9 protein-coding genes are annotated in these 14345 nt (G+C 61.7%); 3 read left to right on the top strand and 6 right to left on the bottom strand.

Annotation, left to right across the window (positions count from 1 at the left end; genetic code table 11):
• Positions 1–26 precede the first annotated feature (26 nt).
• From AC1RR7_RS24710 to speB, 3 genes are read right to left on the bottom strand one after another with little or no spacing between them, the layout of a single operon-like run.
• Positions 27–1538, bottom strand: a complete 1512-nt coding sequence (locus AC1RR7_RS24710) for a purine-cytosine permease family protein (protein ID WP_096819334.1) — start codon at positions 1536–1538, stop codon at positions 27–29.
• Positions 1539–1593: 55 nt separating this feature from the next.
• The gene (locus AC1RR7_RS24715) at positions 1594–2016 is read right to left on the bottom strand and encodes a YybH family protein (RefSeq protein ID WP_096819333.1); all 423 of its coding nucleotides are present in this window, start codon (positions 2014–2016) and stop codon (positions 1594–1596) included.
• 10 nt (positions 2017–2026) lie between these two features.
• A complete protein-coding gene (speB, locus tag AC1RR7_RS24720) occupies positions 2027–2977 on the bottom strand; it encodes an agmatinase (protein WP_003222717.1) in 951 nt (316 codons plus the stop codon).
• 314 nt (positions 2978–3291) lie between these two features.
• Between speB and AC1RR7_RS24725 the strand changes: the two genes are divergently transcribed.
• Together AC1RR7_RS24725 and AC1RR7_RS24730 are read left to right on the top strand one after the other, a co-directional pair.
• On the top strand, positions 3292–4185 hold the full coding sequence (locus AC1RR7_RS24725) for a LysR family transcriptional regulator (RefSeq protein ID WP_039772530.1): 894 nt from the start codon (positions 3292–3294) through the stop codon (positions 4183–4185).
• Positions 4186–4203: 18 nt separating this feature from the next.
• Positions 4204–4797, top strand: coding sequence for a tRNA-uridine aminocarboxypropyltransferase (locus AC1RR7_RS24730; protein ID WP_493158631.1), 594 nt, complete (start codon positions 4204–4206; stop codon positions 4795–4797).
• 121 nt (positions 4798–4918) lie between these two features.
• Here AC1RR7_RS24730 and AC1RR7_RS24735 read toward each other — a convergent pair whose 3' ends face one another.
• Genes AC1RR7_RS24735 through AC1RR7_RS24745 form a run of 3 tightly spaced genes read right to left on the bottom strand, consistent with a single transcriptional unit; the run spans position 4919 to position 9838 of the window.
• Positions 4919–6280, bottom strand: a complete 1362-nt coding sequence (locus AC1RR7_RS24735; RefSeq protein WP_102620302.1) for an HlyD family type I secretion periplasmic adaptor subunit — start codon at positions 6278–6280, stop codon at positions 4919–4921.
• A 9-nt stretch (positions 6281–6289) separates the two neighbouring features.
• On the bottom strand, positions 6290–8449 hold the full coding sequence (locus AC1RR7_RS24740; protein ID WP_493158632.1) for a type I secretion system permease/ATPase: 2160 nt from the start codon (positions 8447–8449) through the stop codon (positions 6290–6292).
• Between the two features lie 30 nt (positions 8450–8479).
• The gene (locus tag AC1RR7_RS24745) at positions 8480–9838 is read right to left on the bottom strand and encodes a TolC family outer membrane protein (protein WP_096819329.1); all 1359 of its coding nucleotides are present in this window, start codon (positions 9836–9838) and stop codon (positions 8480–8482) included.
• Positions 9839–10371: 533 nt separating this feature from the next.
• Here AC1RR7_RS24745 and AC1RR7_RS24750 point away from each other — a divergent pair.
• Positions 10372–14345: retention module-containing protein (locus AC1RR7_RS24750; protein ID WP_493158633.1), on the top strand; the 3974-nt coding region annotated here is incomplete at its 3' end.

Below are 14345 nucleotides of genomic sequence, written 5' to 3' on the forward strand. Positions count from 1 at the left end.
CTGACCCCCACAGGCGATTCGTTTATTCAGGCAGCCTGACGCAGCGCCGCTTCAGCCGGCGCATGCGCGCCTTTGCTCCGGGGATCCTTCGGGCCGTAGACCAGCGCCGGTTCCGGGAACAGGCTCAGCAGCATCAGGTACATCACCGAGGCCAGACCGAGGGTCACCAGCAGGCTGATGTCGATGCCGCCGGCCAGTTCACCCAGCGGGCCGACGAACTGCCCCGGCAGGTTGACGAAGCACAGGCCGACCGCCGCGCTCGGGATCCACGCGCCCAGGCCGCGCCAGTTCCAGCCGTGGCTGAACCAGTAGCGTCCGCCTTGCTCGCCGCGCGTGAACACTTGCAGGTCGTCCGGGCAGTAGAAGCCGCGACGCACCACCAGGCCGATGATCATGATCACCATCCATGGGGTGGTGCAGGTGATGATCAGCACGGCGAAGGTCGACACGCTCTGCACCAGGTTCGCCGCGAAGCGCCCGATGAAGATGAAGGCAATCGACAGCACGCCGATCAGCAACGTCGCCTTGACCCGCGACAGCAGACGCGGGAACACGCTGGACATGTCCAGCCCGGTGCCATACAGCGACGTGGTGCCGGTGGACATGCCGCCGATCACCGCAATCAGGCACACCGGCAGGAAGAACCAGCTCGGCGACACCGCCAGCAGGCCGCCGACGTAGTTGTTGGCCGCGATGTAGTCCGGTGCCTGGATCGCTACGATGGTCGCGGTGGTCAGGCCGAACAGGAACGGAATGAACGTGGCGATCTGCGAGAAAATCACCGCTGCCATGATCCGCTGACGCGAGGTTTCACGCGGGATATAGCGGGCCCAGTCGCCGAGGAACGCGCCGAAGGAAATCGGGTTGCTCATGGCCACCAGAGCGGCGCCGATAAAGGCTGCCCAGAAGCCTGGCTGACCGAGGCTGACGGTGCCGGCGTAGTGCGAATCGAAAGGGCCGGCGAAAGCGAAGATGCCCAGCAGGAACAGCAGGCTCGCGCTCCACACCGCCACCTTGTTCACCCACAACAGGAAGCGGAAGCCGTAGATGCACACGGTCAGCACCAGAATCGCGAACAGACCGTAGGCCAGGCCCAGGGTCAGGTCGGTTTCCGGCAGGCCGATCAGGCGTTTCGCACCACCAATCAACGCATCCCCCGAACTCCACACCGAGAGCGAGAAGAAGGCGATGGCGGTCAACAGCGACAGGAACGAACCGACGATCCGCCCGTGCACGCCGAAGTGCGCACCGGACGACACCGCATTGTTGGTGCCATTGATCGGGCCGAACAGGCCCATCGGTGCGAGGATCAGCGAGCCGAGCAGTACGCCCGAGACAATCGCCCAGACGCCCGCCTGAAAGGACAGGCCGAACAGCACCGGGAAACTGCCGAGCACGGCGGTGGCAAAGGTATTCGCGCCGCCAAAGATCATGCGGAACAAATCCACGGGACCGGCGGTGCGTTCGTTGTCCGGGATCTGTTCGACCCCGTGGGTTTCAATCTGCGTAAGGCTTTGGTCTTTGTTGTTGTTATTCATGATCTGCTCCGATCATAAAGGCGCGCTCATCGTGCGTGAGCGTCACCTGTCTTGGCTAAGGGGATGGCAGCCCTTCCGGCATTGCGGACAAATGTTCGTGGCAGGCCAGCCAATGGCCTTGTTGTTCTAGGCTCGACGCTTGTTTCCTGAAAACAATCGTCTCGCGCTCCTGGCTGAAGTGTTGCTCCCCTTGCATGCGCAGCTCGGTGGCCACGTCATGGATGAAAATCGCCACGTCACCCTGCAGGCTGACGAAGGCGTTGCTCGAGATGCAGGACAGCACCTCGAAGCCATCCTCGGCGCGCCAGCTGTCCCACAACGCCTGATAGGCATCGCGCGACAGCAGGGGCTGTTCGAGGGTGTAGAACACGAAGCTCGCATCGGCGCTGAACGCGCCGAAGTAGGCTTCGCGATCGTTGCGGGCGAAGGCGGACACCAGATCGGCGGCCGCTTTCAGAACCTGATCACGTTCGTTCATGACCCGACCCTCAGCGGTGGACGACGCCCGGCAGTACGCAGAGCATTTCGTACAGCAGGTTGGCGGCCAGCAGCGAGGTGTTGCCGGTGGTGTCATAAGCGGGCGAGACTTCTACCAGATCGCAACCGATCAGGTCGAGGCCCTGGCAGCCGCGAACGATTTCAATTGCCTGAATGGTCGTCAGACCACCGATTTCCGGGGTGCCAGTGCCAGGCGCCCAGGCCGGGTCGATGCCGTCGATGTCGAAGCTCAGGTACACCGGGCCGCCACCGACTTTCTCGCGCACTTCGGCCATCAGCGGTGCCAGCGACTTGTGCCAGCACTCTTCGGCTTGAACAACGCGGAAGCCCTGATCGCGGCTCCAGTTGAAGTCGTCAGCGGTGTAACCCTGCGCACGCAGACCAATCTGCACCACGCGGTCGCAGTCCAGAAGGCCTTCTTCGACGGCGCGACGGAAGGTCGTGCCGTGGGCGATCTTCTCGCCGAACATGTGATCGTTCACGTCAGCGTGAGCGTCGATGTGCACCAGACCGACCTTGCCGTGCTTTTTGTGGATCGCACGCAGGATCGGCAGGGTGATGGTGTGGTCGCCACCCAGGGTCATCGGGATGACGTTGTGCTCGAGGATGTTGTCGTAGGCTTCTTCGATGATGCGCACGGCGTCGAGCAGGTTGAAGGTGTTGATCGCCACGTCACCGATGTCGGCAACCGACAGCGAGTCGAACGGCGCAGCGCCGGTGGCCATGTTGTACGGGCGGATCATCACCGATTCGGTGCGGATGTCGCGTGGCCCGAAGCGGGTGCCGGGGCGCAGCGAAGTACCGATGTCCAGTGGGACGCCAACGAAGGCAGCGTCCAGGCCGGCAGCGGTCGGTACATGGGGGAGTCGGAGCATGGTGGCGATGCCGCCGAAGCGCGGCATTTCGTTGCCGCCCAGTGGTTGGTGAAGAATCTTGTCCACGGGTAGGGCCTCATCGTCTTTGTTTTATTTATGTCGGCGCGCCGCATTCGCAAGGTCACGGGCACCGCTGTGGGGCCGATTCTGCGAAATGTAGTGAGGCGAAAGAATCGCTACGGGCAAATACTTAGTTCAGATTTTTCTAAACTAATGAGAGGGAGATGGATAGACTTCTCGCTGATCGTTCCCACGCTCCGCGTGGGAATGCATCCCGTGACGCTCCGCGTCACAGCCGTGAAGCGGACGCAGAGCGTCCCAGGCGGCATTCCCACGCAGAGCGTGGGAACGATCTATGGGGAACGATCCTTGGAGTAGACATGGCCAACGCTTTACCCGACCTGAAACTTTTGCGCATCTTCGTCAGCGTCGTGCGTCATCAGGGGTTTGCCAACGCGCAGCAGGAACTCAACCTGTCGACCTCGGCGATCAGCACCTACATGAGCCAGCTCGAAGCCGCGCTCGGTCTGGTGCTTTGCCATCGCGGGCGCGGTGGTTTCAGCCTGACCAGCAAAGGCGAGCTGTTCCATCAGGAAACCCTGCGCCTGCTGGCCGAACTCGAAGGTTTCGAACAATACGCCGCGGCGCTCAAGGGCGAATTGCGCGGTACGCTCAACCTCGGGGTGATCGACTCCACCGTCAGCGACAAGGCCCTGCCGTTCGCCGAAGCCATCGGCGCCTACAGCCAGGAACACCCGGCGGTGCATTTGCACCTGTCGGTGATGAGCCCTTACGAACTGCAACTTGGCGTGCAGGACAACCGACTCGATCTGGCCATTGGTGCGTTCTCCACGCGCATGAGCGGTCTGGTGTACATGCCGCTGTACCGCGAGCAGCACTGGCTGTATTGCAGCAACCGTCACCCGTTGTTCAACGAACGGCGGATTCCCGAGCAGGTCATCACCCAGCAACGCATGGTCGGGCGCGGTTACTGGAGCCAGGCGGAACTGGCGCGTCACGGTTTCAAACACAGCGCCGCGACTGTGGAAAGTATGGAAGCGCAGTTGATTCTGGTGCTGTCCGGTGCCTACATCGGTTATCTGCCGGAGCACTACGCTCAGGCCTGGGCCGACAAGGGTGATTTGCGGGTGCTGCTGCCGGCGACCTTCGGTTATCAGGCGCCGTTTTCCATGATCATGCGCCGTGGCCGCAGCCGCGAGCCGCTGATCCAGACCTTTCGCGATCTGCTCAAAGCGCAGCTCAATCAGGCCTAGCTTTCAGGAACAAGAAGTATGTCCAGACCTCAATGCCCGCGCTGCCTGCGCCCACAAACCCACTGCCTGTGTCCGCTGATCCCGAGCCTCGACAGCCGAACTCGGGTGTTGCTGTTGCAGCACCCGAGCGAGGTCAATCACGCGCTCAACACTGCACGGCTGGCAGCGCTCGGTTTGAACAATGCCGAGCTGATTGTCGGCGAGGTGTTCGAGGATTTGCCTGCGCTGTTGAATCGGCCGGGGCATCGGGCGCGGTTGTTGTTCCCGGCGGAGGATGCGCAGCCGATGCAGACTTACACCGCGACCGATGAACCACTGTTGTTGGTGGTGCCGGACGGCACGTGGCGCAAGGCGCGCAAGATGTTGCACCTCAATCCGCTGCTGGCGGCGTTGCCTCGGGTGACGCTGGCGGAGGGCGGGGTTTCGCGGTATCGGCTGCGCAAGGCACCGGGGCCGGGGGCGTTGTCGACGATCGAGGCGATTGTTCAGGCATTGCAGACACTGGAAGCGCCGGCGTCGTTCGAGCCGTTGCTCAAGCCGTTCGAGGCGTTGATTGAAGGGCAGATTGCGGCGATGGGGGAGGAGACCTTCCAAAAGAATCACGGATACTGATCGTTCCCACGCTCTGCGTGGGAATGCATACAGTGACGCTCTGCGTCACCGTCGCGAAGGGACGCGGAGCGTCCCGGGCGGCATTCCCACGCGGAGCGTGGGAACGATCAGACGAGTTCGACTACCGCTCGCGCATCGCCTCGGTCCGGGCCTTGAGCACCGGTTTGAGCAGGTAATCCAGCACGCTTTTCTCCCCGGTGATGATGTCCACCGTGGCAACCATCCCCGGAATGATCAGCAGCGGTTTCACATCCCCGCCCAAATGGTTTTTGTCGGTGCGCACCTGGATCAGGTAGAAGCTGTTGCCCTTGTCATCGGTAATCGTGTCGGCACCGATCAGCTCAAGTTTGGCGCTGAGTCCGCCGTAGATCGTGTAGTCGTAGGCACTGAACTTGACCATGGCTTTCTGGCCCGGATGCAGGAACGCCACGTCCTGCGGACGGACCTTGGCTTCGATCAGCAGGTTGTCTTCCAGCGGCACGATTTCCACCATGTCGCTGCCCGGCTGGACCACGCCGCCGATGGTGTTGACCTTCAACTGCTTGATCACCCCGTGTACCGGCGAGGTCACGGTGGTGCGGCTGACGCGGTCGTCGATGGCGATGCTCGACGCCGTGATTTTCGACAGGTCGGTGCGCTTCTGGTTGAGGTCCTTGGCCGCGTCGGAGCGGAAGGTCTGTTCCGATTCGTCGATCTTGCTCTTGATCTCGTTGATCGCCGATTCGGCCCGGGGAATGGCCAGGGTCGTGGCGTTCAACGAGCCACGAATTTCCACCGCACTGCGCTTGAGTCGCAAGATCTCCACTGGCGACACCGCCCCGGTGCCTACCAGTGGCGATGACATGTTCATTTCTTGCTGGAGCAGCGCCAGGCTGGAACTGTACTGACCCTGCTTGGAGCGAAACTCCGCCAGCTCCTGGGTCTTCTGCCGCAACTGTTCGGTGAGGGTGCGTTGTTCGCTGGCCAGCCGCCGCTGACGCTGGTCGTACAGCGCACGTTCGTCTTCGGCCACTTGTGGCGCCTTGCTGACGACTTCGTCCGAGAGTTTCATCGGCCGGCCTTCTGACTCGGCGGATAGTCGCTCGACCTGGGCCATCAATGCATAGCGATCCGCCTCGCTCTCACCCTTGTTCGACAGAAACCGCGTGTCATCCAGGCGCAGCAGGGTGTCGCCCTTGTTCACCATTTGCCCTTCACGCACGAAGATCTCGGTGACGATCCCGCCCTCGAGGTTCTGGATCACCTGGACCTTGCTCGACGGAATCGCCTTGCCTTCGCCCATGGTCACTTCTTCGAGCACCGCGAATTTGGCCCAGACCAGCGCGCTGATCAGCAGTGCCGCCGCCAGCCACACGGTGATGCGCGACCAGCGCGGCGAATCCTGCAACGAAGCGCCGGCAGTTTCCGGCATGAATTCGGCTTCGGCGCTTTTGCCGAAACTGTCGAAGTAACCGCGCTGTTTTGACGATGAGGAAGCAGACATGGGCAACTCCTAGACCGCCGCCGAGTCGACCCGGCCCTTGCGCAGTGCATCGATGACCGCTTCTTTCGGACCGTCGGCGACGATCCGGCCGTTGTCCAGCACCAGCAACCGGTCCACCAGGCTCAGCATCGAGGTGCGGTGCGTGACCAGCAGCAAGGTTTTGCCCTGCACCCAGCCGTGAAGCTTCTGGCGCAGGACGTCTTCGCTGCTGTTGTCCATGGCGCTGGTGGGTTCGTCGAGCAGCATGATCGGCGGATCGAGCAACAGCGCCCGGGCCAGCAGGACTGCCTGGCGTTGACCGCCGGAAAGCAATTGTCCACGTTCACCCACCGGTCGGTCGAAGCCTTGCGGGTGCTGGCGGGCAAGCTCGGTGACGCCGGTCAGTTCGGCGACTTCGAGCATCCGCGAATCGCTGACATAACGGGCGCCGAGGGTCAGGTTGTCACGCAGGCTGCCGGCCAGCAGCGGCAGGTCATGGGCGACGTAACCGATCTGCTGGCGCAGGTCGGCGACATCCAGTTGCCGCAGGTCGAGGCCGTCGAGCAGCAATTGGCCTTCTTCCGGTTCGTAGAAACCCATGACCAGCCGTGCGAGGGTGCTCTTGCCGGAACCGCTGCGGCCGATGATGCCGATCCGCTCGCCGGGCTTGACGCTGAAACTGATGTTGCTCAGGGCCGGGGCGTTCTGGCCGTTGTAATGGAAGGTCACCGCATTGGCGTCCAGCGCCCCTTGCAATTGCGTGCGCTCCAGCGGCCGTTGTTTGCCGTCGCGCTCCTGGGGCAAAGACATCAGGGCGTCGGTACTTTTCATCGTCAGTTGCGCTTGCTGGTAGCGGGTTATCAACCCGGCGATCTGGCCCAGTGGCGCGAGCACGCGGCTGCCGAGCATGTAACTGGCTACCAGCGCACCGACGCTCAGGTTGCCGGCGATGATGCTGTAAACCCCGGCGACGATGGTCGCCATCCCCGAGAACTGCTGGATGAACAGCGTGCCGTTGGTGGCCAGCGCCGAGAGGTTGCGTGCGTGGCTGTCGAGGCGGGTGAGGGCGCCGTGGGTGCTTTCCCACTTGTGCTGGCGCTCGCTTTCGGCGCTGCACGCCTTGAGGGTTTCCAGTCCGCCGAGGGTTTCGATCAGCAATGCCTGACGCTCGGCACCGAGGCTCAGGCTTTTCTGCACGGTGTCGCGCAGGCGAACCTGAATGATCATCGCGAACACGATCGTGATCGGAAACGCCAGCAGCGGAATCACCACCAGCCAGCCGCCCAGCAGGCCGATCACCACCAGCATCAGCACCACGAAGGGCAGGTCGATCAGGCTGGTCAGGGTCACGGCGGTGAGAAACTCCCGCAGGCCTTGAAAGTCATGAATGCTCTGGGCGAATCCGCCGATGGTCGCCGGCCGGGCCTTCATCGCCATGCCGGTGATGCGCTCGAATAAAGTCGCGGAAAGGATCACGTCGGTCTTCTTGCCGGCGGTGTCCAGCAGGTGCGCGCGCACCACCCGCAGCACCAGTTCGAAACCGGTGCCGATCAGCAATCCGATGGCCAGCACCCACAGGGTCGACGTGGCCTGGTTCGGCACCACGCGGTCGTAGGTCTGCATGACGAACAGCGGCACCATCAGGCCCAGCAGGTTGATCAGGAAACTGGCGAGGATCGCGTCGCTGTAGAGCCATTTCGACAGCTTCAGGGTGTCGCGAAACCACGCTTGCACCCTTGGCACCAACGGTGAACGCAGGTCCTCCAGTTCATGCCGTGGCCGGGCGAACAGGGCCTGGCCGGTGTAGTGTTCGGTGAGCTCTTCGTGGCTGACCCACTGTTCGCCGCCATCGGCTTCACTGGGCAGAATCAGGGCTTTGCCGTCATCGGCAAAACGCCGCAGCACGGCGGTGCGGCCATTGCCCAACAGCAACAGCACCGGCAGGTTGAGCGGGGAAATGTCCTTGAGGTCGCGGCGCAGCAGCCGCGCCTGCAAACCGGCCCGGGCCGCCGCACGGGGCAGCAGGTCCAGGCTCAGGCGTTGTTTGTCCAGGGGCAGCCCGGCACTCAGGCTGGCGCGACTGACTGTCGCGCCGTTGAGTTTGCAGAGGATCAACAGACCGTCGAGTAACGGATCATCGAAGCTCCGCCGCGGATCGACCCCGGAAACACCGGGTTCCATGCTGGTCATATTGATCGCTCCCTGGCTACATCATCGGGACTACTTCAGTTCGGGCAAGCGCGCCTCGTTCTTCACTTCGGCAGCGGCAATCGCGTCGGCCGGCAGCACCACCCGTTGCTTGCTCAGCAACTGACCCATGTTCGCCAGCACGCGGTACATCGAAAACTCCTCGGTGTAGCGGATTTCGGTGTAGCGGCGATTGGCGTTGTACAGCTCGTTTTCACTGTCGAGCAGGTCGAGCAGGGTGCGTTGGCCGAGGCCGAACTGATCCTGATACGCGGCGCGTACACGCTTGGTGGTCTCGGCGTATTCGCGGGCGGTCGGGGTCTGTTTCTTGGCGTTGACCATGGCGTTCCAGGCCAGGTGAATGTTCTCGTTGAGCTGGCGCAGGGCGTTGTTGCGGATGTCCATGGCCTGGTTGATCTGGTGCGCATCGGAGGCCAGTCGCGCCTTGTCGCTGCCGCCACGGAACAGGTTGTAGTTCATCACCACGCCGACGCGCCATTCATTGTCGTGGCCCTCGTCGCCCTGCACGTTGTTGTTGGCACCGACCGCCGCTTCCGCATCGAAGCGCGGGTAGAACGGCGACTTGGCGACTTCGTACTGACTCTCGGCCGATTGCACGTCGGCCTGGGCGGATTTCAGGTACGGGTTGTTCTCGACCATGCTCTGCTGGGCTTCGGGCAGGCTGGTGGGCAATTCACCACGGGTCGAAGCCGGCGCTTCCAGTTCATCGGGCATGCGCCCGACCACGGCGTAGAAGTTCGATTCGGCATCCGCCAGATCGACTTCGGCGGTGTCGAGGTTGTTCTGCGCCAGCGCCTTACGGGCGACCGACTGATCGGAGTCGGCGGTGCTGCCGATGCCGCGCTGGGTGCGCAGGCCGATCTGGTCATTGACGCGCAAATGCGCCTGCAGGTTGTTCTTGGCCAGGGTCACCAGTTCGCGGCGCTTGAGCACTTCGAGATAGACCTCGATGGTGCGCAGGGCCAGATCCTGGGCGGTGCCTTGCGCGTAGTACGCGCGCGAATTGGAAACGCCTTTGGTGCGCTCGACCTCGTTGGCGGTGTTGAAACCGTCGAACAGCATCTGCCGCAGACGCAGCTCGGACTGGGTGTAGTTGAGAATTTCGGTGTGGTGGTTACCGAGGGCCCGGGTATTGGTGTTGTCGCTGTAACCGCGCCCATAAGCGGCGTTCAGATCCACCGATGGATAGAAGCCGCCCTTGGCGACTTTCACCTGTTCATCGGCCGACAGTTTGGCGTCTACGCGCGAAGCCAGTTCCGGGTGGGTCGCGATGGTGCTTTGTATCGCTTCGGTGAGGTTCATGGCCTGGGCTTGAGAAGTGCAAGCCATGGCCAGCAAAACCGCACTGCAAAGGGGGGTTAGAACGCGCATGGGTGCATCTCCCTGAGTCCTGATGGTGTATTGCTGTCGCCAATTTATTGACGATATTTTTTAGGTTTGGCGTTTCATCGCTGTTACAACAGAGCTAAGAACATCCTGAAGCGTAGCTAAGAAAAAATTTTCATATGGCTTATGCCAAAAAAAACTTATGCGCTTCGCCAAATCCAGCACATTGTTCCTCTCGAAAGCCTTTGTTTTATGTGCTTTAGGGAGTGCAGAAAGGCTTGAGGAAAGTTCCACTCACTTTGCGACATACGGGCGAAGTACTGCTAAAGGGGAGGGACGCGTAGCGGCCAATGAGCGACAGTTTTTTGTCACTCGGGTGATTCACCACCGTTACGTAGCGCTAGTGGGCGTGCTGCATCGATCAGGGATTCCAAGTGCTTGATGGCGCTGAGGTTTCTGAGTTTGCATACCCTGCGAAACGAACTGTCGAGGTGCGAGCGTCGCCCCGACAACCCGCTTGAGCCATGGGCTGCTTCGCGAACCAGTGCCGACGGTGGTCGGCAGCGGAGGAAATGCACATGGCAACGCTCATCGGGATCGTCACTAAAGTCATCGGTCAGGTTTTCGCTCAATCGGCTGACGGAAGTCGGCGCGCATTGGTTGAAGGCGATCGACTGTTTGCCGGAGATCAATTGATCACGGGCGCGGAGGGGGCGGTCGCCGTCCATCTGCAAAACGGCCAGGAACTGACCCTGGGCCGGGACAGCAGCCTGACCATGACCGGACAATTGCTGGCCAACCATGCGCCGCATGTGGATGCCCCGGAAGCGCTGACCCCGAGCGATGCTCAACTCACCGATGTCGCCCAGATCCAGAAAGCCATCGCCGCCGGTGAAGACCCGACCAAATCTGCCGAAGCCACTGCCGCAGGCCCCGATGCCCCCGGTGACACCAACGGCGGCAAGGGTGGCGGCCACAGTTTCGTATTGCTGACCGAAGTGGGTGGCCGGGTCGATCCGGTCATCGGTTTCCCCACGGCCGGTTTTGGTGGCATTCCCGAGTTTCCGGAAGAACGCCACAACGCGGTCATCGACAACGGTGACAACACGCCTGCGCCGGTCATCCCGCCACCGGTCAACAACCTGGTCACCCTCACGGGCCTCGACGTGCCGGGGGGGGAACTGACGCTCAATGAAGCCAATCTGCCAGATGGCTCCGCCGCCAATCCCGGCGCGCTGACCCAGGCTGGCAGCTTCAGCATTTCGGCGCCTGACGGTCTGACCAGCCTGAGCATCGGCGGCATCAGCGTGATCGTCGGCGGCGTGCCCGTCGGTTTCCCGCAATCGATCACCACGCAATTGGGCAACACCTTGACCATCACCGGTTACAACCCGGCGAACGGCACGGTCAGCTACAGCTACACCCTCAACGGCAACGACGCCCATCCGGCAGGTGACGGCGCCAACAGCCTTAGCGAACATTTCACGGTGATTGCTGGCGACAGCAATGGCGACACCGCCACCGGCTCGCTGGATGTGAACATCACCGACGATGTGCCAAAAGCGGTCGGTGACAGCAACGCCAGCACCGCGTCGGAAGCCAACCTGACGCTGACCGGTAACGTCCTGACCAATGACGTACAAGGCGCCGACCGCGTCCCAACCGGCCCCAATGCCGGCCCGATTACTGCGGGCACTTTCACCGGGACTTACGGCACCTTGGTGCTGAATGCCAATGGCACTTACACCTACACGCTGAACACCAACGATGCGGACTTCAAAAACCTGCACGGCGGTGGCAACGGCACCGAGAACTTCACCTACACCATCACCGATTCGGACGGCGACACCAGCACCGCGAATCTGGTGTTGCAGATCCACAACAACGACGATCCGGTGCTCATCAACGGCTTGAACGTCGAGGGTGGCGAACTGACGGTTTTCGAGAAAAACCTTTCCCTCGGTAGCGCCCCGGATTCGGCGGCGTTGACTCAGAGCGGCACGTTTACCATCACAGCTCTCGATGGCGTCACGACGCTGACCATTGGCGGAATCGCCGTGGTCATCAATGGCGTGGCTGCGGGTTTTCCGCAATCCGTCACCACCCCTTTGGGCAGCACGCTGACCATCACCGGGTTTAACGCGACCACTGGTGTCGTGAGCTACAGCTACACCCTCGACCACAACGATGCTCATCCGACTGCCAGTGGCGCGAACACGCTGAGCGAGCAGTTCGCTGTCACCGTGGTGGACGATAACGGCACCACTGCGAATGCTTCGTTGGACGTCAACATCGTCGACGACCTGCCAAAAGGCGTGGATGACAGCAATACCGGTACTGCCTCGGAAACCAATCTGACGCTGACCGGCAACGTCCTGACCAACGACGTGCAGGGCGCCGACCGCGTCCCAACCGGCCCTGATGCTGGCCCGATCACTGCGGGTACTTTCACCGGGACTTACGGCACCTTGGTGCTCAATGCCAATGGCACTTACACCTACACCCTCAACACCAACGATGCAGATTTCAAGAATCTGCACGGTGGTGGCAACGGGACCGAAACCTTCACCTACACCATCACTGACTCGGACGGCGATACCAGCACCGCAAACCTCGTTCTGCAAATCCACAACAACGATGATCCAGTGGTTATCAGCGGCCTCGATGTGAACGGCGGCGAACTCACTGTCTTCGAGAAAAACCTCAGCACCGGCAGTGCCCCGGATGCCACCGCGCTGACACAGAGCGGTACTTTCACGATCACTGCTTTGGATGGTGTGACCACGCTGACCGTGGGTGGAATCGCCGTCGTGACCAACGGCGTGGCGGCAGGCTTTCCGCAATCGGTCACGACTCCGCTGGGCAGCACACTGACGATTACAGGCTTCAACGCTACGACGGGTGTTGTCAGCTACAGCTATACCCTCGACCACAACGATGCCCATCCGACTGCCAACGGCGAGAACAGTTTGAGCGAGCAGTTCGCCGTCACCGTGGTGGACGATAACGGCACCACCGCGAATGCTTCGCTGGACGTGAATATCGTCGACGACCTGCCGAAAGGCGTGGACGACAGCAATACCGGCACCGCCTCGGAAACCAATCTGACCTTGACCGGCAACGTCCTGACCAACGACGTGCAAGGCGCCGACCGCGTCCCAACCGGCCCCAATGCCGGCCCGATCACTGCCGGTACTTTCACCGGGACTTACGGCACCCTGGTGTTGAATGCCAATGGCACTTACACCTACACGCTGAACACTAACGATGCGGACTTCAAAAACCTGCACGGCGGTGGCAACGGCACCGAGAACTTCACCTACACCATCACCGATTCGGACGGCGACACCAGCACCGCGAATCTGGTGTTGCAGATTCACAACAACGACGATCCGGTGGTTATCAGCGGCCTCGACGTGAACGGCGGCGAGCTGACGGTTTTCGAAAAAAACCTCAGCACCGGTAGCGCACCGGATGCCACCGCCCTGACTCAGAGCGGCACGTTCACCATCACGGCGCTGGACGGTGTGACCACGCTGACCGTGGGTGGCATTGCCGTGGTCACTAACGGCATAGCCGCAGGCTTCCCACAATCGGTGACCACACCTCTGGGCAGCACGCTGACCATCACCGGGTTCAATGCCACGACCGGCGTCGTCAGTTACAGCTACACCCTCGACCACAACGATGCCCACCCAACCGCCAACGGCGCCAACACCCTGAGTGAGCAATTCGCCGTCACCGTGGTGGACGACAACGGCACCACCGCCAACGCCAACCTCGACGTCAACATCGTCGACGACCTGCCAAAAGGCGTAAACGACAGCAACGCCGGCACCGCCTCGGAAACCAATCTGACCTTGACCGGCAACGTCCTGACCAACGACGTGCAAGGCGCTGACCGCGTCCCAACCGGTCCCAATGCCGGGCCGATCACTGCCGGTACTTTCATAGGGACTTACGGCACGCTGGTGCTGAACGCCAACGGCACTTACACCTACACCCTCAACACCAACGATGCGGACTTCAAAAACCTGCACGGCAATGGCAACGGCACCGAGACTTTCACCTACACGATCACTGACTCGGACGGCGATACCAGCACCGCAAACCTCGTGCTGCAAATCCACAACAACGACGATCCAGTGACCATCAGCGGCCTCGACGTAAACGGCGGTGAACTCACCGTCTTCGAGAAAAACCTCAGCACCGGCAGTGCGCCGGACGCCACAGCGTTGACCCAAAGTGGCACGTTCACCATCACAGCTTTGGACGGCGTGACCACGCTGACCGTGGGTGGCATTGCCGTCGTCACCAACGGTATAGCCGCAGGCTTCCCGCAATCGGTCGTCACGCCTCTGGGCAGCACGCTGACCATCACCGGGTTCAATGCCACGACCGGCGTCGTCAGTTACAGCTACACCCTCGACCACAACGATGCCCACCCAACCGCCAACGGCGCCAACACCCTGAGTGAGCAATTCGCCGTCACCGTGGTGGACGACAACGGCACCACCGCCAACGCCAACCTCGACGTCAACATCGTCGACGA

The sequence above is a fragment of the Pseudomonas sp. GW821-FHT11G12 genome, assembly GCF_058808055.1.